This window comes from Rhodobacteraceae bacterium Araon29 (assembly GCA_039640505.1).
In the GTDB taxonomy this organism is placed as follows: Bacteria; Pseudomonadota; Alphaproteobacteria; order Rhodobacterales; family Rhodobacteraceae; genus CABZJG01.
Window position 1 is genome coordinate 3,108,514 of record CP046865.1, and the last position, 19,239, is coordinate 3,127,752.

The following is a 19,239-nucleotide window of genomic DNA, read 5'->3' on the forward strand; positions in this document are numbered from 1 at the left end:
ACCAACTGTTAGGAGTGCTGGGTCACCATAGACATTAGAATCGCAGGAAGACAGATGAACTCAAACCAAAAAAACACCCTTAAACTCTACCCAACAAAGTCGCGACCACTGCTTGGATTAACTTTGTTGTTGGTTGAAGATAGCCGTTTCACTTGTGAAGCCGTTAGAATGATGTGCCAGCGAAGCGGCGCCCGCCTTAGACGTGCTGATTGTCTTAAATCAGCAGAGCGCCATCTGGTGGTGTACCGCCCGAGTGTTGTTATAGTTGATATCGGCTTACCTGACGGCTCAGGATTGAACTTAATTCGAAAGTTGCATCACGAGACCCCCCGTATCCCAATGATCTTGGGCACGAGCGGGGATGAACTTATGCATCATAGCGCGCGCAAAGCTGGAGCCAACGGGTTTTTGACCAAACCAATAGAAAGTTTGGCCGCGTTCCAAACTACCTTGTTATCAAATCTTTCTGCAGATCAGCGAATCTCTGGACCGAGAGCCCTCACTGAAGACATCATTATACCTACTTCAATCGCCTATTGTGATGATCTGCGACACGCCAGTAGAATTCTCAACCAAGAGCCCACTCAATCAAAAGATTATATTTTTAACTTCTTAGAAGGATTATGTAAAAGTACGGGCGATTCTGAAATTGTGGCCGTGTTAAAAGAAAAAGACATCAATGGGCTAAAATCTAAGATCGACGATCGCATTACTGAAATATCCAATAATCAAAGTGTAGGATCTGATGAGGCCCTCACCAAAGCCGTAAGATTGCCCAAGCGCTCTTTTTGCTCACCTTCTTGATCGAAATTTTGCGGCGCCAGCCAAGCCTCAAAGGCTTCTTTCAAAGCTGGCCAATCCCTATCAATTGCAGCAAACCAAGCCGTATCTCGGTTTCGGCCTTTAACCACCAGCGCCTGACGAAAAACACCTTCGAAGCTAAGTCCAAGACGTTGTGCAGCCCGGCGCGACGGACGATTGAGAGCATTACATTTCCATTCATACCGTCTGTAGCCTGCCTCAAACGCCCATTTCATCATCAAATACATTGCTTCAGTTGCAGCCGTGGTTTTTTGAAAGTGAGGTGCCAAAGCTATGTTGCCAACTTCAATGCTGCCCTTATCAGGAGCAATCCGAAGATAGCTTGCCACCCCACCAAGCTGACTGGTAGCCAAATCACGTATCGCAAAAAAAACAAAATCGTTGTTCGCAGTGATGTCTGAAATCCATTTGTAAAACTGAGCTGACGAATGAAAGGGACCAACAGGCATATAATCCCAAACAGCATCTTTACCCTGAAATGCTTGATATAGATCCGCCGCATGCTGCTGCGCAGATAAAGGGGATAAATGAACAAAGCGCCCAGACAACTCGGTGGTGCCGGGCCGCTCAGGGGGACCCCATCCAGACACCAATTCACCGAGCGGATTGTCAGACATAATAGCTTTCTCTAAAATTAAAAACCGCTCACAAAACAGCAGCCCTGTAACACCAAACTAGCAATAGCCTGCAAAAAGGAAAACCCTAATTCTGTTTCATCAGTCCTGCTGAATAACGCGCAAGTTCAATTCCATAAGTTGCTCGCTCAAGGGCTCGCTTGGGGCCCCCATCATCAGATCCTCAGCACGTTGGTTCATGGGGAACATGATGACCTCGCGGATATTCATTTCATCTGCCAGCAGCATCACGATGCGGTCAATACCGGCAGCACAACCGCCATGAGGCGGAGCCCCGTATTGAAAAGCGTTTACCATTCCACCAAAGCGCTTACGCACTTCTGATTCGTCATAGCCTGCTATTTCAAACGCTTTGAACATAATTTCCGGTTTATGGTTACGGATGGCGCCTGATACCAACTCATACCCGTTGCAGGCCAAATCATACTGATAACCCAACACCTCTAATGGGTTACCAGTGAGTGCCTCCATACCGCCTTGTGGCATCGAGAACGGATTATGCTCAAAATCTATTTTACCGGTTTCCGCGTCCTTTTCGTAAATTGGAAAATCTACAATCCATGCAAATGCAAATCGGTCCTTATCGGTAAGGTTCAATTCTTCGCCGATCACATTCCGGGCCCGGCCGGCCACAGCTTCAAAAGTTTTCGGCTTACCAGCAAGGAAAAATGCAGCGTCGCCAACACCCAAATCCAATTGCTCACGAATGGCTTCGGTGCGCTCAGGCCCAATATTTTTGGCTAAAGGACCTGCGGCCTCCATTCCGTTTTCACCCTCGCGCCAAAAGATATATCCCATCCCCGGCAGACCTTCTTTTTGCGCAAACGCATTCATCCGGTCGCAAAATTTACGGCTCCCACCTGTGGGCGCTGGGATCGCGCGAATTTCAGTGCCTTCCTGCTCTAAAAGCTTTGCAAAAATGGCAAAACCAGATCCACGGAAATGATCGCTCACCACTTGCATTTTAATCGGGTTGCGTAAATCCGGCTTGTCGGAGCCATACCAAAGCACCGCATCGCGGTAAGAAATTTGTGGCCAATCCTGATCTACTTTGCGGCCGCCACCAAATTCATCAAAAACGCCCTTTAGAACCGGCTCGATTGCATCAAAAACATCCTGCTGCGTGACAAAAGACATTTCCATATCCAACTGATAAAAATCCGTTGGTGATCTGTCAGCGCGAGGGTCTTCATCCCGAAAACAAGGCGCAATTTGAAAATACCGGTCAAAGCCGGACACCATGATCAACTGCTTGAACTGCTGAGGCGCCTGCGGCAACGCATAGAATTTTCCAGGATGCAGACGGCTTGGAACAAGAAAGTCGCGCGCACCTTCCGGACTTGAAGCAGTGATTATCGGGGTTTGGAATTCCCTAAAGTCCACGTCCCACATCCGTTTTCGGATCGAGGCCACCACATCAGAACGCAATTTCATATTGTTTTGTAGCTTTTCCCTGCGCAAGTCCAGATAGCGATAGCGAAGACGGGTTTCTTCGGGATATTCTTGGTCGCCAAACACCATAAGAGGCAGCTCTTCTGAGGCACCCAAAACTTCCATGTCTCGAATAAACACTTCGACTTCCCCAGTAGGAAGCTTTGGGTTTATGAGGCTTTCATCTCTGGCCAATACATTCCCGTCTATTCTAATGCACCATTCGCTGCGCAATTCTTCAATCTGCGAAAACACTGGGCTATCTGCATCAGCTATCACCTGGGTCACTCCATAATGATCGCGCAGATCAATAAACAAAACACCTCCGTGATCACGTACGCGGTGAACCCATCCGCAAAGACGAACAGTTTGCCCAACATGGGACACATTCAAGTCAGCACAGGTATGGCTGCGGTAGGCATGCATAGGTTTGGCCTTTCGAGCGGGTAAAGTCAGTTCGTGCCGATACACAAGGTTGCGCGCCCGATGTCAAGCCATCAGTCATAAGAGTTCTCCCACGATTTTACGGCACAGCGGTTTTCCAGTCACAATTTGAGGCCATTTTACCAGATTATCATAGTTTACTGGTATTTTTCTGTAAGCCTAATCCATCCACTGTCTATTCGCGGTTTTGTGTGGAACACGAAGATCATATCATAAAAGCTTCATCTTAAGGTCGAAACTTTCTCATACAACTGAGTATCACCCAATGCCTCTGTTGCTAATATTTGGGCATCAAAGTGCATTCCATCTAGTTCTTTACAGATTATTTCCCGATCCCTCTTGAACCTTTTCGTTGGTTGTCTATAACCCAGAACAATTTGCGTTGTCCCACAGCGAGCAACCCGCAATTGCTGCCATACCAAAGGTATTTAAATGCCCAAAAGAACCGATATTTCATCGATCATGATTATTGGCGCCGGTCCGATCGTAATCGGACAAGCCTGTGAATTTGACTATTCAGGCGCCCAAGCCTGTAAAGCTCTTCGAGAAGAAGGATACAGAGTGATTTTGGTCAACTCTAATCCCGCCACAATCATGACTGACCCAGAATTGGCCGATGCAACTTATATCGAGCCGATAACCCCAGATGTTGTTGCCAAAATCATCGAAAAAGAACGGCCCGATGCACTTTTACCAACCATGGGGGGGCAAACCGGACTGAACACTTCGTTAGCGCTCGAAGAAATGGGAGTTCTGGAAAAATTTGGGGTTGAAATGATCGGCGCCAAACGCGATGCGATCGAAATGGCTGAAGATCGCAAGCTATTTCGAGAGGCAATGGACCGCATCGGTCTGGAAAATCCAAAGGCGACCATTGTTACAGCCCCTCAAACTCAAAATGGAAAAGCAGACTTAAACGAAGGCGTTCGTTCGGCGCTTGAAGCGCTCGACGATATTGGTTTGCCAGCCATCATCCGGCCCGCGTTCACACTTGGCGGAACCGGCGGAGGGGTGGCTTATAACCGAGACGATTATGAATTTTACTGCCGCAGCGGCATGGATGCCTCGCCGGTCAATCAGATTTTGGTCGACGAGTCACTTTTGGGCTGGAAAGAGTTTGAAATGGAAGTTGTTCGCGACACGGCGGACAACGCGATTATTGTTTGCTCTATCGAAAATATTGACCCGATGGGCGTGCATACAGGCGACTCAATCACTGTAGCACCTGCCCTTACGCTTACGGACAAAGAATACCAGATCATGCGCAACGGTTCGATCGCAGTATTACGTGAAATCGGTGTGGAAACAGGCGGATCTAACGTGCAATGGGCCGTAAACCCAGAGGATGGGCGCATGGTGGTCATTGAAATGAACCCTAGGGTCTCACGCTCATCGGCTCTTGCATCGAAAGCGACCGGCTTTCCTATTGCCAAAATCGCTGCAAAGCTTGCTGTCGGGTATACGCTTGATGAGCTAGACAATGATATCACCAAGGTCACACCAGCAAGCTTTGAGCCCACGATCGACTATGTGGTGACAAAAATTCCACGCTTTGCGTTTGAAAAATTCCCAGGATCAGAGCCGCATCTTACAACAGCCATGAAATCAGTTGGTGAAGCTATGGCAATTGGCCGGACCATCCATGAGAGCTTGCAAAAGGCGCTGGCGTCAATGGAAACTGGCCTAACCGGCTTTGATGAGGTTGACATCATTGGAGCACCGGACAAGCCAGCAATCATCAAGGCAATCAGCCAACAAACGCCCGACCGCTTGCGCACAATTGCGCAGGCAATGCGGCATGGCCTGAGTGACAACGAAATCCATTCTGTAACAAAATTCGATCCTTGGTTTTTGGCACGAATTCGCGAAATTGTCGATGCTGAGAGCCAACTCAGAAAGAATGGCCTGCCGACGGATCAGGCCTCTCTTCGGTCGCTCAAAATGTTTGGATTTTCCGATGCACGCCTCGCAACTCTTACAAATCTGAGCGAAACGGAAGTACGGCATGCGCGGCATGCGCAGGGGGTAACCGCTGTATTTAAACGTATTGATACTTGTGCAGCCGAGTTTGAAGCGCAAACCCCCTATATGTATTCGACCTATGAAGCGCCCATGATGGGCGAAGTAGAATGCGAAGCACGTCCTAGTTCACGGAAAAAAGTTGTTATTCTTGGGGGTGGGCCCAACCGGATTGGTCAGGGCATAGAATTCGACTACTGTTGTTGCCATGCCTGTTTTGCCCTCACTGAAGCAGGGTACGAAACGATCATGATCAATTGTAACCCTGAAACGGTTTCTACGGACTACGACACGTCAGATCGACTTTATTTTGAACCGCTGACCTTTGAGCATGTTATGGAGGTGCTTGAGGTTGAAAAAAGGAATGGCACGTTGCACGGCGTCATCGTGCAATTCGGCGGCCAGACGCCCCTAAAACTTTCCAATGCGCTTGAGGCCGAAGGTATTCCGATCTTGGGTACAACACCAGATGCAATTGACCTTGCTGAAGACCGCGAGCGGTTTCAGGCGCTGGTAAACCAATTGGGACTAAAACAACCTAAAAACGGTATTGCCAGCAGCGATGCCGAGGCTTTGGATATCGCTGGTGATATTGGATTTCCGCTGGTTATTCGCCCCTCTTATGTTCTGGGTGGCAGGGCAATGGAAATCGTTCGCGATATGGCGCAGCTTGAGCGTTATATTAAAGAAGCTGTTGTGGTTTCAGGCGACAGCCCAGTTTTGCTCGATAGCTATCTTTCAGGCGCCATTGAATGCGATGTGGACGCGCTGTGCGATGGGCAAACGGTGCATGTTGCCGGTATCATGCAGCATATCGAAGAGGCTGGAGTGCACTCAGGTGATAGCGCCTGCTCGCTGCCACCACATTCGCTGTCCAAAAAGATTATCAGCGAACTGAAAGTTCAAACGGAAGCTTTGGCTTTGGCGCTAAATGTTGTTGGGCTTATGAATGTCCAATTTGCGGTCAAAGATGGTGAAATTTATCTCATCGAAGTTAACCCGCGCGCTAGCCGGACAGTGCCTTTTGTCGCCAAGGCTACAGATAGCGCCATTGCATCGATTGCAGCACGACTGATGGCTGGTGAAAAAATGGACAACTTCCCATTACGCGCACCCTATAAAGATGTCTCTTATGGAGAATCCCTGCCAATGGCTGATCCGATGACCTTGGCAGATCCAAACATGCCTTGGTTTAGCGTCAAAGAGGCGGTTATGCCGTTTGCCCGTTTTCCTGGCGTAGATACAATTTTGGGCCCTGAAATGCGATCAACCGGTGAGGTGATGGGCTGGGACCGCAGTTTTGCGCGGGCTTTCCTTAAGGCACAGATGGGCGCTGGAATGGATTTGCCAGACCCTTCCAAAGGGCCCGTTGGCAAGGTGTTCTTTTCCATCAAGGATAGTGATAAAACTCCACAGCTTGTAGAGACAGCTCAAATATTGATCGATCTAGGGTTTTCGCTAGTGGCCACACGCGGCACAGCTGCATTTTTGGACCAAAAAGGTATCGGCTGTGATGTAACCAACAAAATGTTTGAAGGCCGACCAAATGTCTATGACCTGTTGAAAGACGGGGAAATATCACTGGTGATGAATACAACCGAAGACGCGCAAGCTGTTGAAGATAGTCGAGAAATCCGCTCAGTCGCACTGTTTGACAAAATTCCCTATTATACCACTGCTGCAGCAGCGCACGCGGCTGCATTGGCAATGCAAGCGCGAAATGAGGGCGAAATTGAGGTCAAAGCGCTACAGGCTTAACTGCGGGTTTAACCTGACGGTAAAGTTGTCTTTAACGAAGTTCTTCGCGCCATTTGGCTGTGCCATTTATCCAAGGCCGCACGGCCTTTGCGCCAATCACGTGCGCCATGACGAAAGTCAAGATAATCTAGGGCGCAGGCGGTGGCGAGTTGGGCGATGTTTAGATCGCCTTGCATCGCGGCGAACTTTTGGAGCTCTAGCGCGTCCAGCGCATGGGTTATTTTTTCCCATTGGGCATTGACCCAGGTCACTGACCGGTTTTCTTCGTCTCTTAAGCGCGCTTCGTAGACCATTAAAACAGCGGCATCCATGATGCCATCTGCCAGTGCCTCAAGCGTTAAGACATCCCAAATCCGCTCAGCAGGATAGAGCCCAGCGCTTGAAATATCGTTTAAATACCGACATATAACCCGGCTATCGAACAGGGATTTACCATCATCCAAAACCAAAACCGGAATTTTACCCAGTGGATTTGCACTGCGCGCCGCCGGATCTGTGGCCAGCGGCGTGGTCTGAACGGGCATGGGTATTACCTGATCTGTCAGCCCGCTTTCGTCGATCACAACACGCACTTTTCGAACGAAAGGAGAAGCCGGTGAGAAGATGAGTTTCATGAATTTTACCTGTCTGTTTCGCGTCAGTATCGCGTCTGTATCGCGACTGTGCAAAAATCTACTGGCTTAGCGTCCCTCTGGCCAGTTTTATTTGCCATTTTCTGACCCGCGATGGCTCAAATGTACAATGACTTTCGAGTATTACTTTTGCGCATGTTTCGGGTCGTTGCACCTTTGTATTGATCTATTGTTGGCCAAACACGTAAACAAATGGAGCCAAAGCCGTGATAAAATTTCTTGGGATGCCAACCGATCAAGCCCGCCAATTGCAGCTTGAAGGAAGGGATGCATACGACAGGCCCGTTGAAACTAAGATAAATGAAAGTAAATCCTCGCCCTGCAGGCATTGCCTGCAAAATATACCGGTGCAGCAAAAGATGATTGTTTGCGCCTATCGTCCGTTTTCAGGTTTGCACGCCTATGCCGAGACCGGTCCAATTTTTCTTTGTAGCAACAGTTGCAAGGCATTTAAGGGACCAAACATTCCGAGTATTTTTGCAGACTCGCCAGATTTTCTTATGAAAGCGTATAATACAAAAGAACGCATTATATATGGTAGCGGGTCTATTGTACCGAGCGATAGTATTGAGCAACGAGCTGCTGCGCTGCTCGACGACACCAACGCCGCCTTTGTCGATATACGTTCCGCGCGGAATAATTGCTGGCTCGCGCGCGCCGTTAGGCGGTGAAGGTTGGACCTACGCCTGCCGCATATAGGCTGCCAGCATCGCGGTATCAGAGCCGACGGTATCCGCTTCTACCTGATCCGCCGCGCCCAAACGCGCTGTGTCGGGTTTGTTCTGGCCTAATTTCCATGTGCTTTGAATGTCCTCAATACTTAGGCGGCAGGGCACGATCTGGCGCATCATTTTATCCAAAACATCCGGCGTCATTTTGGTGCTTTTCCAGACCGGTTTAGGGGCCAGACGGGCCTCGAATTCCTCTGCTAAGCGATCAATCACAGCGCGGATATTTTCCTGCGGCTGCAAAGACAGGCTACCGGATAAATGCACGGCCACATAATTCCATGTGGGCACTTGATCTTTCACCCCGTACCAATCGGGGGAAATATAGCCATGCGGCCCGGTGACGGCGAGTTTGGCCGGGCGCGCGCCGGATTTCAAAAGCCGCGCCATCGGGTTTGAACGCACCAGATGCAGCTCAACCTCGCCCTGCGCTTCATCAAGCAAAAAAGGAATATGGCTGACCAGCGGCATGTCATCTAGAACCACCATAAGATGCCCAAAGCCCGTTTGGCGCGCAAAATCCAAACTGCGGCGCGTATCGGTTTTTCGAAAAACTGGGTTGGGATGCATCGCAAACCTCTTTGGCTCTGTCGCATTTGACCTTGTCAGAGGGGTTTGAATGTGACAACCTAAAAGTGTTCTCAGGGCGGGGCGAAATTCCCCACCGGTGGTATATGGGCATCGTCCCATGAGCCCACGAGCGGCCCTTTTAGGGTGTCAGCAGATCTGGTGAAACGCCAGAGCCGACGGTCATAGTCCGGATGAAAGAGAGCAGTGATAAAGGGCGTTTTACGCGCCTTTGTCATTGTCTTGCGCCTTGGGTGACGTGTTGTTGAACCAAAGGAGAAAGATGATGACACACACCCGATACGCCTTTGTCAAAGCCGGCTGGCACGCCGATATTGTAGATCAGGCTTTGGCAGGATTTTTAAAATTAATCCCCCACGAGCATGTGGATGTTTTTGATGTCCCCGGGGCCTTTGAAATGCCGCTGATGGCCAAAAAGCTTGCCATCACCGGCCGCTATAGCGCCATTGCCTGCGCAGCTTTTGTGGTCGACGGCGGAATTTACCGCCATGATTTTGTCGCGCAATCTGTGGTGGACGGATTGATGCAGGTGGGGCTAGACACGGATGTGCCGGTGCTTTCGGTTTCCTTAACCCCACACCACTATCAGGAAACAGAACACCACAATGCCATATACAAGGCGCATTTCGTTGAAAAAGGCCGCGAGGCTGCGGTTGCAGCGCTCAGCATCATTGAGTCACGCACGGGTTTACAAGACAAAGCGGCCTGAGTAGCGTTGGCTCATAAATTTTAGATATTATTTTATGAGCCAGCTTAACGCCATTCTTCTTCGTATTTCTGCCGCCGGTCTTTTGGTGGTGATGTCGGCCCTTGTGCATGAGGCCCTAAAGCAAGCAACCCTTGGCCAAGCTATTTTTTGGCGCTCGCTCTGGTCGCTTCCGGTGATTGTTATGTATGCAAGGGTACTGGGTCCCTTGCGGCATAGTTTGAAAACAAACCAACCCTTTGGGCATGTTCTAAGGGGGTTAATGGGCCTTGTGGCAATGGCTTTGCATTTCCTATGCCTTGCTCATCTGAACATTTCCTATGCAACATCGCTTGGGTTTCTAGCGCCCATTTTAGTCCTGCCTTTGGCGGCGGTGTTTTTGGCAGAAAAAATCACAAAGATGGTGCTTTTTGCCAGTTTTTTAGGCTTTAGTGGTGTGCTTATGATCAGCTTTGCTGAGTTGGACACTGGCGACATGCCAATTGCCAGTTTTATCGGTATAGCGGCCGGTTTGGGCTTTGCCTTGACGATGGCGTTTACCCGCGTTTTCGTAAAGCAGCTCTCAGTCAAGGACAGCGCCGCGTTGATCGCTTTGTCGTTTTCAGTGATCACCATGCTCGGCGGTCTTGCGACCCTGCCGTTTGGATGGGGTGCCCTTGGGGATGAGGCGCATCGGTATTTAATGTTTGCCGGTCTTTTGGGCGGCCTTGGGCATGTGATTTCTAATGAGGCGGTCAAACGCAGCGATATCTCCGTGCTTGGACCTTTTGATTACACTGCGATTATCTGGGCACTGGCCATTGATGTTATGGTTTTTGGCTTTGTACCAAACAGGCTTGGCTTGTTTGGCATCTTTGTGATTGCCTTTGCAGCTCTGTCCCTTGCGGTGAAACAGGTCCGTTCAGCTTAGATATTGGCACTGGCTGGAAAGATCGTCGCCGCATCGCCGGCCTGCCATTTTGGATATTTACCCATCACGGCCAGAAAGAGCCCAGAGGCCAAAAAAGCCTCAAGCCAGCGCTTGAGGTCTGGCCAGTCTTGGGCATCGAACCAGTCTTTGTCGATAAAGGCGAATTGGCGCACAAACGGCAGGATAGCCATATCCGCAAGTGAGGAGTTTGGGCCGAAAAGATACCCCTGCTGCAGCCTCTGGTCCAACTGATAAAGAAATTCCGCCGCGCGGGCGCGGTGGTCGAATTTATCTTCGCCCGGATAGCGGCTGGCGTATTTGGTCCGGTCAAGCGCCACTTTAAACGGGCCATCCGCTTCGGCAATCAGCGCATGCCCAACGCTCGGCATATCAAGCCAATGGCCCGGATCGTTTTGCTGCAAGGCCCATTTCATTATATCCAGACTTTCGTCGATCACCTGATCGCCCAGAACCAACGCCGGCACCGTTTGTGAGGGCGATGCAGCCAGAAATTCGGGGGCTTTATCGCGCAAAACAATTTCGCGCAGCTCGGTTTTGAGACCTGTGATTTGAAGCGCTAGGCGTGCCCGAATGGCATAGGGGCATCGGCGGAAGCTATAAAGGATGGGCTTGGACATTTTGAGTATTTTTGACGAAGAAAAAATCTAGGCGGTGAGTTGGATATCGGAATAGCCGGTGATGGCTACGGGGACAATTTTGCCAACGGGCTGGGGCGTTTTGAAGGCCACTTCACTAAACTGTTCGGTGCGGCCCATATGAGGGTTTTCCATCAGCACAGCGTGGGTATGACCCACTTGGGCGGCAAGATGTTTTGCAACCTGCTTTGTGCCTGCTGCACGCAGGCGGGCCGCGCGGGATTTGATATCAGTGCCGCCGACCTGCGGCATCCGGGCCGCCGGCGTTCCCTGACGTGGGGAATAGGGAAAGATATGCAGCCAAGTCAGATCACAGTCGCCCACCAGTTTGAGGCTGTTTTCAAAATGCGCCTCGGTTTCCGTGGGAAAGCCTGCAATGATATCGGCACCAAAGGTCATATCGGGGCGCAGCTTTTGGGCGGTTTCGCAAAACCGGATGGCATCATCACGAAAATGCCGGCGTTTCATCCGTTTCAGGATCAGATCGTCGCCATGCTGCAGGCTCAGGTGAAGATGCGGCATCAGCCGCGGTTCGGTCGCGATGGCCTGCATCAGGTTCTCGTCCACCTCAATACTATCAATGCTGCTGATGCGCAGCCGCGGCAAATCGGGGATCAGTTTTAAAATCCGCATCACCAGATCACCCAGTTTTGGGGTTGCAGGCAAATCAGCGCCCCAGCTGGTTAGATCAACCCCGGTGAGCACCACCTCATTATAACCGCGATCAACCAGGCGCTTTATCTGATCGACCACAACGCCTGCGGCCACAGAGCGTGAATTGCCGCGCCCGTAAGGGATAATACAAAAGGTGCAGCGATGGTCGCAGCCGTTTTGCACTTGCACATAGGCACGCGCGCGGGTGCCAAACCCGTCGATCAGATGACCAGCCGTCTCACGCACCGACATAATGTCATCCACGCGGATTTTCTCTGCCTCACCGATAAAATCTGCGGCGAGGCTTTGCCAGACTTCCGATTGCATTTTTTCGCTGTTGCCCAGAACCGCACTAACGCCATCCATTTCGGCAAAGCTTTGCGGGTCAATTTGGGCAGCGCAGCCAGTCACCACAATTTTTGATGTTGGGTTTTCGCGCTGCAGGCGGCGAATTTCACGGCGTGATTTGCGCACCGCCTCAGAGGTCACAGCACAGGTATTGACCACCACCAGATCGCTCAGACCGGCCTCGGCTGCAAGCTCCTGCATCGCGGCGGTTTCATAGGCGTTTAATCGGCAGCCCAAAGTGGAAAATTTTGGCGCTTTGGTCATGCTATGCTCTGCAGGAATTCTGTGGTCAGCACGCCGGAAAATACATGTTGTGTTGGGCCGGTCATCCAAACACCGTCAGAGCGCCAGTCAACCCAGAGGCGGCCGCCATCAAGGTCTATTTTAACAGATCGGCCTGTCAGCCCACGGCGAGTCGCGGCCACAGCTGTCGCGCAAGAGGACGAGCCCGAGGCCAATGTCACACCCACACCACGTTCCCAGACCCGCATACGCAGGTGATTAGGTGCAACAAGTGAGGCAAACTGAACATTTGTGCGCTGCGGAAACAGCGGGTGATGTTCAATCGGGGCAGCGCTTTGGCTTAAATCAATTGCTTCCGCATCAGGCACGAAAAAGGTGCAATGCGGGTTGCCCATTCCGGTGGCGACAGGATCGCCCTTAATCGCAAGGTTGAGGGTATCCACCGGCTCTGCGAGCGGTATTTTATCCCAGTCCAACTCTGGCGGGCCCATATTAACGGCGGTCAATCCATCACCAGCATCGCGTGCGATCAGCCGTCCATGGCCCGTGCTTAACACCAGTTCGCTTTTTTCTGTTTCCTGCATGATATAGCGGGCCACGCAGCGGGTGGCATTGCCGCAAGCGGCCGAGCTTGACCCATCAGCGTTGAAAAAATCCAAATGCGCATCTACATCGCCGGTTTTCATCACCGCAAGCTGATCAAACCCCACCCCGCGATGGCGGTCGGCAAGCGCGCAAATCAGCTGCGGGCTTAGGGCCATTTTTGCGCTGCGGGCATCGATGACAACAAAGTCATTGCCAAGCCCATGCATTTTCATAAACGGCAGTGATATGTGGATTGGATCAACCATGGGTGAGCCTATATCCTGCCAATGCATAGGAATCCATAGATTGGTGTGTTTTCTTTAAGTTTTTGGGGTTGACCGCGGGTGCATCTGTTTCTAGATAGGCCGCCTAGTGGGCCGTTAGCTCAGTTGGTAGAGCAACTGACTTTTAATCAGTGGGTCGCAGGTTCGAATCCTGCACGGCTCACCACTAAAATATAAGGCTTAGCGAAAACCACGCTGAGCCTTTTGTTTTTGGGGCTACACTGGGGCTACATTTTTTTTCAGGTCAGTGGTTTATAAGCAATAGAGTGAATGCTCTTGATCATCGTTAAGATTTGTCGTTGGTGGTAATTGGATTTTGGCATAGTTATCCAGAAAGTCATGCCTAGACCGAATTTACGCCCCGTCATTCGTAGCCCGCATTTACTTTATTACAGGGCAAAGCTCTCTGCCTATGCATTAGAAAAATATAATGATCTTAGTGTTGAAAAATCTTTAAATAGTTCTGGCCAATTACATTTTTCATTCTACCTCACATTGGCAAGGAAGATTACACTTTTCAACCGTGTTGCAGGTGCTAAGACCATGGTAGAGAGTTTGGCCAATCTGTTCCCCATTTGCCTAAAGCTCTTAAATGGAATTCCTTGCGGGGAACGACTTGGAGCTGATTGTGTTGCCAATGATACTTTTGCGAGGTTTGTCTAGGCTGCATTTTTGTATGACGCGTGTGGGACGGGAATTTTTAGGTGAATGAATAGGCCAAAGTTTCAATATAATTGTGCCACCGCGTCTTGCCTTTTTTGCGAGCGAACACATAACCCACATCCCGATTTCAAGCATGAGCCAATTGTTACGACCCGGTTGATAGTCAAAAATAAAGAAAGAGAAGTCTGTATCAATTGCTATTATGAACTTCTAGAGGCCGCTGAATCATCAAGCAAAAGCGTTTCGGCCATTTTTGAGGAAAAACTAAATTTGGTCCGAATATTCGATAAAGAAAAAAATAGTATATTCAGCATAAGCTAACAGCCTACCCGAGGCTATTCCTCTGTACTCGAATGGAAACAGTCATAAGTTGGCTCAAAAGAGCGCGGTAAGGTTTATTAAACGTGAAAGGCGCATTTTTAAAAAAGCGGTCCCGAAAGCGATCCTTAGCCACAAAAAGAAGCTTTTTGATCTCGCTTGTGACTTTAGGGCCAAACCAGCGCCACCAGTACCGGGCAGGTTCATAACTTACGTCCACCCTGCATTCATGAAGCAAGCCTTCTACGTTTCTCAGTGAAAGTGGAAATCTCACACAAAGCATGACTGCAAGCTGGATAATCTCTGGACTGGTTTTGAAATAGCGGAATGAAAGTTGATTGGGCATAGCCGCATAGCTAATTGCCGGGCCTATTGGGGCAAGGCGGTTTATTCTGACAGAGCCGTTTTGAACCCTAAAGCCATCTGATAGTCGATCTGAAGGTGGGTTTGATGGGTGTATCGAACCAACCCTTCGACCGGTCTGATTGTATGTTTGTAAAATTTCTTTAAAGAGATTTAATGCTCGCTTTTGCAATTGTTTCACTTTTGATGTTCATCACGCCCGGACCTGGAGTATTATCACTTGCCGGGGTAGGAGCAGCATTCGGTTGGCAACATGGTCTGCGGTATATGACTGGTCTGTTCGCAGGACATTTTCTAGTTAGCGTCGCAGTGATAACAGGGTTAGCTGCAATTATTTTAGCTGAACCAATTATTCGCACGCTTCTATTATTAGTTTCTGCGGGGTATTTGGGATACCTAGCGTTGCGGATCGCTCTGGCTGGATCAAAAATTTCTTTTATCCAAATAAATGCGCCGGGATTTGTGAACGGCATGACACTGCAGTTTATCAATCCCAAAGCTTACGCGGTGCATACAACATTTTTTACAGGCTTCGCTTTTTATCCCGATAGTTTTGTCATGGAAACAGGCCTCAAACTCATCACTATGAACGCAATCTGGATTTCTATCCACCTATGCTGGCTTTACGCTGGCTGCAAACTGAATGCGCTGAACCTTCCAGAAAAAACGCAAAAGCGCATCAACATATTTATGGCACTATGCCTCGTGGCGGTCGTCGGCATGTCCGTATGGTCAGTTTTATCGATCTAACTGAGAATTTTAAGTGTTTTGGGGTGACACAGGGGCTCGTCAATTGAACGATATTAATTTTTGTTCAGCTCTTTTTGAGAAAGTGAAACCAGCGCACCCAAGAGCAAAATTATAAACGCCGTAACCAAACCCATTCCTATATTGTCAAAATAGTCACCAATTAATCCAGCAACGTAAGGGCCAAGAGTTTGGGAAATAGCAAACAGAACTGTAAAAATACTTATAGAATAGGCCCACATTTCTTGGGGCAGGTTTTTCCGTGTGAAATTTGTTATAGCCCCTGGGGCCATGAACACCGAAGACCCAAAAATGACGGCAGATAATATCAAAATAGAAAATGCTGGAGACAGCAATGGAACCACCGAACCGAATGCAATGCTACTCAAAACCATGGCCAATGGAATACCATTTCCAAATCTAGCAAAAATGGGTCTCCATAGAAAAGGTGAAATGCAAATACATAGTCCAAGTATTACCCAAATGGCGGTGATCATGGTTGCGTCTATCGACTGGGCGGTCATCCATGCTGACAAAAATGTAAGATAAACAATATATCCAAAGCCAAAACACGCATAGCCAACTAATTCAGGTAGCATTTTTAAAAGTCGGAATTCACTACGGGTTAACCTACTTGGTTTTGAACTTTCAATTTGCAGTGCTGACCAAATGCCGAATGGCGTGAAAACCATACTAAACAGCCCAATAATGATCCAACACATTGGCCACGCACCGTTCCCAACGACATCAATCAAAATGGGAATAAATGCTCCGGAAAGAATAATTCCCAAACCGCCACCGGTGCCAAACAAAATGGCAATGGAAAGAGCATTTAACCGTGCATTTTCTTTGAAAAGCCCAGACGCAAGCGCACCTGCTGTCGAAAATGAAACTGCACCAAATGTACCTGCCAGAAAACGAAGCGCGTACTGAGCTTCTAAAGTTGGCAATACCCCTGTCATTAAAAGAACGATGGACGTAGTTATGAGACCAAAGGCAAAGAGCTTTTCTGAGGCGAATTTCTGAACCAGAAACATGGTTGAGATCGCTCCCACAATATACCCAAGCGCATTGACCGTGCTGAGCCAACCAGCTTGCGCATAATTCCAATCCATTTCCGTCTGTATCGCCGGAAGCAGCAATCCATAAGCAAACCGAGCAAAGCCGTTAGTGACGGTAACTCCAAGTAGCAAGCCCAGCAAAATGAACCATTCTTTGGTGTATTTTTTGTCCAAGCGCTTATCCATCTGTATCGACTTTCAAGAAAAGCAATTTGCTTTTCCAAAATCTGTTTTTCCACACTAACCAACCTTAATTGGGTTTAAAGCCTCAGCGTTAGTAGCGGTTGCCCTTCAACAGGAAGCCTCACACAGCTTGAAGCATTCATCAACCCACGCTTTTGCCGCTATCGCAGCTGCCACGTTGCTTTTTCAGTTTTGTTTTCTGTGTAAATTTCCCGTCAACACGATGGCGGTCGGTTGAAGCCATCCCACGGTGCTCTCAGTCCGACGAGCTTGAACATCAGAAGCGTTTAAATGGTAGGGGTTTATTTGTATCTTTCTCGCTAGCTGGATGATCTCTGGACTGTTCTTGAAATAGCGGAATGAAAGTTGATTGGATAGCGTGAAGGCCCCAGTCAGCTCTGTTTTGGAAAACCCCAACTCTTGTTCCCATGTGGTTAATAACTCTTGTTCCCATTTGGTTAATAATGCGGGAAAAGAATAAAAATATGTCGCCCATAACAAAGTTTCCGCAATTGCAAATGGCCAGACAACCTTCGAAAAAACCTCGCTTTGGACACCTTGGGAAACAGTGTTTTTTTACCATTTGCGCCCCAACACTTCCCTATAATTGTGGCTAATCTCGCTTGTTCGAGGAGCCTAAAAGTAAGCTACGGAAATAAATATGCCACATTTGATAGGACCTCCCTAATCATCTTCGAAAAAATCTAAAATTTTCGTTCAAAAACCTTTAAATGGACCCACCATCAAGAGATGTGAGCCTTTAGGTGCCAAGAAATTAAATTTCAAATTTTTTAAAGAATATGCACGCCTCCTCTTCAAATTTACTTAATCCTGCCTCTCAATTTTTTTCTTGCCCTTCCATAAATGCAAGTAGATTACGTAGTATATCCACGTTGGAGAATTCTTGAGACAGCTCAGATTCATGTTGATTTCCAATACGATAGCATGCGATTACAAACCAAATACTAAATACGAATACTGCACCAGCCCACAGACCCTCAGCCCCAAGTATTGGCGCAACAGAGCCAATATCAGAAAGGCCTGAATTCCAGTCACTCACCGGACCAATTGCCATTTGTTTAGTTCCTTTCCTACAGGTTCTCACGAATAAATTGATCTTCAAGTTCATAAGCAGAGGTCGCACTTTCTTCAGCTTCACGTAGATAAGTTAGATCCCGACCTGCCAATTCTGTAGTTTGATCAAGTCGCAAGCCCTCTGCAAAACTTAGAACGCGCGCAGAAATATATCCCGGAATGAACCCTAAAACCCAAAACAGGATCATGGCTGCCGTTGTATTGCCAAAAGGGTTGATATGGACTGTTTCTGGGTCAATCGTCACAGGACTTCCCCATAACAGAAACCCCGAGACAACCAGCCCCCAAAAGCCTGAAAACCCAAAAAATGCGACAGATCCTGTTACATCATCTAGACAGAATTTTCGTTCAAGCCATTCCCGAGCATTGCGGCAGGCCCATGTCAAGAACATTGCGAAGCCCAAGGTCAGTAAGGGATTGAAAAAATCTATTACCGGCAGAGTTCCCACCAAACCCGCCAGCGCCAAGGTCACCGTTTTGCAGATATCCGCATTGGTTAGGATCGTACCGATCAAAAGCCCGCCCGTGATCGCCGCCAATAAATTTACAAACATACCTGCGGGATCGGCAGGCGCACCATAGATCGTCGTTGATAGAAGCTCGGTAATCTCACCCAATTGGACGGGTGAAATCAAGTTTAAACCCGCTAGGCTAAAACCCACTAAGCCCAAAAAGAATAGCAAATGTCCGGTAAGAACCATACCAAAACTGTGAGGTGCAATCGCGATTATTTGCCCTTTGTCATTCCAACTGCCAATGCGAGGCCCAAGTACCCTTAACACACCCAAAGCAAAACCACCGCAAAGTGTGGCTGTCGTAACAATACCTGTTGGATCATGGTATCCCATCAATACTACCATCCAGCCATTTTCTGACCAACCCCACCCGACGGCCACTGGAAGGAAAAATCCGACCAACACGGTGGTCAGTAACAAAAGCCCACCGAGTTTTATTCGCTCCAATATTGAGCCGGCCACAATAACGCTGCCAAACCAACCCAGCACCGCAAAACGAATGAAATCTTGATTTTCTAAGCGGTACGTACCGGTTTCTGTTTGATGGAATCCGGGGCCCAGAAAATCTGCCCAAGGCACTGCGTGCCATGCAGATTGAAAGCCACCAGTGAACCCTGGCCCCGCCGAAAATGCAAACGAGAACATCCATCCAATAAGGTAAACCAACACAAAAACATATGGAAACTGCAATATCATCCAGCCCAAATTGGAAAAACGGTTGCGAAATCGGCCACTCCCCATGGCCGCAACAGCCAACCCCAATGGAGCCATCAGCGCTAAGGTAAGGGCAATCACTCTAAAGCCTTCGGAAATCAAAGAAAGAAATAGGCTCATTTCATTTTCCATGGCAA

Annotated in this window: 17 protein-coding genes, 1 tRNA gene, 1 pseudogene and 1 riboswitch; of the genes and pseudogenes, 8 read left to right on the top strand and 11 right to left on the bottom strand. The window is 48.8% G+C overall.

Annotation, left to right across the window (positions count from 1 at the left end; translation table 11 throughout):
• Positions 1–54 precede the first annotated feature (54 nt).
• A complete protein-coding gene (locus GN278_15040) occupies positions 55–804 on the top strand; it encodes a response regulator (GenBank protein XAT61963.1) in 750 nt (249 codons plus the stop codon).
• Here GN278_15040 and GN278_15045 read toward each other — a convergent pair.
• Entirely contained in the window at positions 729–1,439 is a 711-nt protein-coding gene (locus tag GN278_15045; GenBank protein XAT61964.1) for a GNAT family N-acetyltransferase, read from the bottom strand. The genes GN278_15040 and GN278_15045 overlap by 76 nt on opposite strands.
• 99 nt (positions 1,440–1,538) lie before the next feature.
• Positions 1,539–3,314, bottom strand: coding sequence for an aspartate--tRNA ligase (aspS, locus tag GN278_15050; protein ID XAT61965.1), 1,776 nt, complete (start codon positions 3,312–3,314; stop codon positions 1,539–1,541).
• 450 nt (positions 3,315–3,764) lie between these two features.
• Here aspS and carB point away from each other — a divergent pair, with 450 nt between their 5' ends.
• Positions 3,765–7,109 (top strand): carbamoyl-phosphate synthase large subunit, encoded by a 3,345-nt coding sequence (carB, locus tag GN278_15055; GenBank protein ID XAT61966.1) that lies wholly within the window; start codon positions 3,765–3,767, stop codon positions 7,107–7,109.
• Positions 7,110–7,117: 8 nt separating this feature from the next.
• Here carB and GN278_15060 read toward each other — a convergent pair whose 3' ends face one another.
• Positions 7,118–7,723, bottom strand: coding sequence for a glutathione S-transferase (locus tag GN278_15060; GenBank protein ID XAT61967.1), 606 nt, complete (start codon positions 7,721–7,723; stop codon positions 7,118–7,120).
• 224 nt (positions 7,724–7,947) lie between these two features.
• Between GN278_15060 and GN278_15065 the strand changes: the two genes are divergently transcribed.
• Positions 7,948–8,412, top strand: coding sequence for a DUF1203 domain-containing protein (locus tag GN278_15065; GenBank protein ID XAT61968.1), 465 nt, complete (start codon positions 7,948–7,950; stop codon positions 8,410–8,412).
• A 9-nt stretch (positions 8,413–8,421) separates the two neighbouring features.
• Here the strand turns inward: GN278_15065 and GN278_15070 are convergent, their stop codons facing one another.
• A complete protein-coding gene (locus tag GN278_15070; protein XAT61969.1) occupies positions 8,422–9,039 on the bottom strand; it encodes an FMN-binding negative transcriptional regulator in 618 nt (205 codons plus the stop codon).
• A 63-nt stretch (positions 9,040–9,102) separates the two neighbouring features.
• A riboswitch (FMN riboswitch) is annotated at positions 9,103–9,246 on the top strand.
• 73 nt (positions 9,247–9,319) lie between these two features.
• Here GN278_15070 and GN278_15075 point away from each other — a divergent pair.
• Both GN278_15075 and GN278_15080 read left to right on the top strand, forming a co-directional pair.
• A complete protein-coding gene (locus tag GN278_15075; protein XAT61970.1) occupies positions 9,320–9,766 on the top strand; it encodes a 6,7-dimethyl-8-ribityllumazine synthase in 447 nt (148 codons plus the stop codon).
• Between the two features lie 34 nt (positions 9,767–9,800).
• On the top strand, positions 9,801–10,673 hold the full coding sequence (locus tag GN278_15080) for an EamA/RhaT family transporter (protein ID XAT61971.1): 873 nt from the start codon (positions 9,801–9,803) through the stop codon (positions 10,671–10,673).
• On the opposite strand, the gene GN278_15085 is transcribed toward GN278_15080, so the two are convergent.
• Genes GN278_15085 through GN278_15095 form a run of 3 tightly spaced genes read right to left on the bottom strand, consistent with a single transcriptional unit; the run spans position 10,670 to position 13,452 of the window.
• Positions 10,670–11,311: a glutathione S-transferase gene (locus GN278_15085; GenBank protein ID XAT61972.1), complete on the bottom strand. Its 642-nt coding sequence runs from the start codon at positions 11,309–11,311 to the stop codon at positions 10,670–10,672. The two genes, GN278_15080 and GN278_15085, sit on opposite strands and share 4 nt — an antisense overlap.
• Before the next feature lie 27 nt (positions 11,312–11,338).
• Complete coding sequence (gene mtaB, locus GN278_15090; GenBank protein XAT61973.1) at positions 11,339–12,595, bottom strand: tRNA (N(6)-L-threonylcarbamoyladenosine(37)-C(2))-methylthiotransferase MtaB; 1,257 nt, start codon at positions 12,593–12,595, stop codon at positions 11,339–11,341.
• Entirely contained in the window at positions 12,592–13,452 is an 861-nt protein-coding gene (locus GN278_15095; protein ID XAT61974.1) for a diaminopimelate epimerase, read from the bottom strand. The genes mtaB and GN278_15095 overlap by 4 nt, the downstream gene beginning before the upstream one ends.
• An 81-nt stretch (positions 13,453–13,533) precedes the next feature.
• Between GN278_15095 and GN278_15100 the strand changes: the two genes are divergently transcribed.
• Both GN278_15100 and GN278_15105 read left to right on the top strand, forming a co-directional pair.
• Positions 13,534–13,609: transfer RNA gene (locus tag GN278_15100), tRNA-Lys, on the top strand.
• 143 nt (positions 13,610–13,752) lie between these two features.
• Complete coding sequence (locus GN278_15105) at positions 13,753–14,106, top strand: hypothetical protein (protein ID XAT61975.1); 354 nt, start codon at positions 13,753–13,755, stop codon at positions 14,104–14,106.
• Positions 14,107–14,569: 463 nt separating this feature from the next.
• Here the strand turns inward: GN278_15105 and GN278_15110 are convergent.
• Positions 14,570–14,770 (bottom strand): annotated as a pseudogene (locus tag GN278_15110) (IS6 family transposase).
• Between the two features lie 173 nt (positions 14,771–14,943).
• On the opposite strand from GN278_15110, the gene GN278_15115 reads away from it, so the two are divergent.
• Positions 14,944–15,537, top strand: coding sequence for a LysE family transporter (locus tag GN278_15115; protein ID XAT61976.1), 594 nt, complete (start codon positions 14,944–14,946; stop codon positions 15,535–15,537).
• A 53-nt stretch (positions 15,538–15,590) separates the two neighbouring features.
• Here the strand turns inward: GN278_15115 and GN278_15120 are convergent, their stop codons facing one another.
• The 3 genes from GN278_15120 to GN278_15130 form a co-directional block, all read right to left on the bottom strand.
• Entirely contained in the window at positions 15,591–16,781 is a 1,191-nt protein-coding gene (locus GN278_15120; protein ID XAT61977.1) for a YbfB/YjiJ family MFS transporter, read from the bottom strand.
• An 835-nt stretch (positions 16,782–17,616) separates the two neighbouring features.
• Positions 17,617–17,853 carry a hypothetical protein gene (locus GN278_15125; protein ID XAT61978.1) on the bottom strand — a complete coding sequence of 79 codons (237 nt, stop codon included), beginning with the start codon at positions 17,851–17,853 and terminating at the stop codon, positions 17,617–17,619.
• A gap of 16 nt (positions 17,854–17,869) precedes the next feature.
• Positions 17,870–19,234 (bottom strand): hypothetical protein, encoded by a 1,365-nt coding sequence (locus GN278_15130; protein ID XAT61979.1) that lies wholly within the window; start codon positions 19,232–19,234, stop codon positions 17,870–17,872.
• Positions 19,235–19,239: the final 5 nt, after the last annotated feature.